This is a genomic window from Thiohalocapsa halophila (assembly GCF_016583825.1).
In the GTDB taxonomy this organism is placed as follows: Bacteria; Pseudomonadota; Gammaproteobacteria; order Chromatiales; family Chromatiaceae; genus Thiohalocapsa; species Thiohalocapsa halophila.
Genome location: NZ_NRRV01000168.1, coordinates 1 through 1,833, shown reverse-complemented (window position 1 = coordinate 1,833; position 1,833 = coordinate 1). Strand labels below are relative to the sequence as shown.

Below are 1,833 nucleotides of genomic sequence, written 5' to 3'. Positions count from 1 at the left end.
TGAGCCGCCGACACGTCCCCGAGCGCCGTGGCCAGGGCCCGCGCCGCCTCGATGCTGAGCCGGCGCTGCCCTAGCTCGTAGTGGCTGAGCCGCGACACACTGATGCTGCCGCCGGTCAGCACCGACAGGCGCGCCAGACTCAGACCGCCCGCCGAACGCGCAGCCCGCAGCCGCCGGCCGATGACCCGGTTCAGCGCGCGGGCGGTCACGCTCAACCCGCGCCGGCACTGCCGCCGGTTTTGCGCCGGCGCCGGCCCTGCCCGGGCGGCGGGTCCAGCTGCACGGCTTCAGCAATGTCGAGCAGGCGGCGGCGCCAATCGGCGTCGGCCCGGCGAAAGGCGTCAAGGAGGCGCATTTCCCCCGCGGACAGGGCGTTGTCCTCGCCGCCCTCGACACCCAACAGCTGTGCGGCGCTGACAATGACGAGGGCGTCGGCCAACGTCCGCGCCGCCTCGATGCTCGGCCGGCGGAGACCCTGCTCGTAGTTGCTGATCCGCGACTTGCTGTAGAGCCCATCGGTGAGCGCCGCCAGCTGGGAGAGGGTGAGCCCGCGCTCGTGGCGCGCGGCCCGCAGCCGCTGACCGATCTCGCGGGTCAGCTCGTGCTCTGCGTCGGTCATGGCGATCGCAGGATCTCCCTGGAATTGTCTCTTGCTTCACCGCGCCATGCAGCGCGGCCTGAATGCGGGTTTCGACAGCGCCGAAGCGAACGCTATCGCGCCCTGATGATAAGCCGCAGCATGCTTGCTCACAGCAGCTCGCGCCAAGCTTCGACACCACTTCGCCCGCTTCCGTACGGAGTGGACGAACAGGGTCGAAGGGTGTTCGGACGCGCGTTTCGAATCATGCCGGCTCGGGCCGCGCTTTCGACATCGCCGCTGCGCGGCCCCTCTCCCAGACTCTCTCTGTCTGGCCCGCGGGACGCAGTGAGCACTGCCAGTCTCGCGGGCACCCAAGGCATCACCGACGGAGACTGTCATGCCCAACCGTGTCCTTCGCCTGCCCGCCGTGCTCGAGCGCACCGGCTACAGCCGCTCCCGGCTCTATGCCCGCATCAGCGATGGGCTGTTCCCGCGGCCGGTCTCGCTCGGCCCGCGGGTTGCGGCCTGGCCGGAGCACGAGGTGGATGCCGTGATCGCCGCACATATCCGTGCGGTCACCGACACCGAGTTGGTGCAGTTGGTGGCCGACATCCACCGGCGACGCCCAACCTTCGGTCTCGGGGCCGGCGCCGGTGCGCTGGTGGACGGGACGCCAGGGTCTCCCGCCGCATAGCGCCGGTCTCCTCGCCGACGTAGTCTGCCTGCCGTCGCGGTGCGCGTGACTCGCGCGCACCGCTGGCGGGTTGACGCGCGCCGCTTCAATGCATCCGAGGCCTGCCGATGGACGCGGAGCTCCTGCTCGGGCGCCTGGACGGGGTGATTCGCACCGGAGATGGGCGCTGGTCGGCGCGCTGTCCCGCCCATGATGATCGCAGCCCGTCGCTGAGCGTTCGACTCGACGGCGAGCGGCTGCTGTTCCATTGCCACGCCGGCTGCGCACCGGAGGCTGTCCTCGCGGCCGTCGGGCTCGGCTGGTCCGATCTGTACACCGATCCCTGGGAGGCCGCCTTCCGGGTCGCCTGTGCCGAGGGTGCGCACCGCGCCCAGCGCGAGAAGCTGCGGCGGGAGCTGGTGAACGGCATCGACATGGCCGTCGAGCGCATGATCCTAGAAACGGTAGTTGAACGGCCCCCAGGGTGCGTCCCGCGTGGCGTCCAGCAAGGCACAACGAGGCGGAATAGCCGACCTATTCCAACGAGTTGTAACGCAGCTGGGCGCCGCGCGGGGCGTGC

Annotated in this window: 3 protein-coding genes and 1 pseudogene; 2 read left to right on the top strand and 2 right to left on the bottom strand. The window is 70.6% G+C overall.

All coding sequences use genetic code 11. The features are described 5' to 3' along the window. Together CKO31_RS25730 and CKO31_RS25725 are read right to left on the bottom strand one after the other, a co-directional pair. Nucleotides 1–209 (bottom strand): helix-turn-helix domain-containing protein (locus CKO31_RS25730; protein ID WP_322789215.1); only part of this gene is annotated, 209 nt, incomplete at its 3' end. A 2-nt stretch (nt 210–211) separates the two neighbouring features. Then, entirely contained in the window at nt 212–619 is a 408-nt protein-coding gene (locus CKO31_RS25725; protein ID WP_200243673.1) for a helix-turn-helix domain-containing protein, read from the bottom strand. 358 nt (nt 620–977) lie between these two features. On the opposite strand from CKO31_RS25725, the gene CKO31_RS25720 reads away from it, so the two are divergent. Together CKO31_RS25720 and CKO31_RS25715 are read left to right on the top strand one after the other, a co-directional pair. Next, complete coding sequence (locus CKO31_RS25720; protein WP_200243671.1) at nt 978–1,274, top strand: helix-turn-helix transcriptional regulator; 297 nt, start codon at nt 978–980, stop codon at nt 1,272–1,274. A 107-nt stretch (nt 1,275–1,381) separates the two neighbouring features. Continuing rightward, nucleotides 1,382–1,833, top strand: a pseudogene (locus CKO31_RS25715) (hypothetical protein); the annotation flags it as partial.

Coding starts and splice junctions, on each gene's coding strand:
- CKO31_RS25725 (WP_200243673.1), bottom strand. CDS start 619: ATGACCGACGCAGAGCACGAGCTGACCCGCGAGATCGGTCAGCGGCTG.
- CKO31_RS25720 (WP_200243671.1), top strand. CDS start 978: ATGCCCAACCGTGTCCTTCGCCTGCCCGCCGTGCTCGAGCGCACCGGC.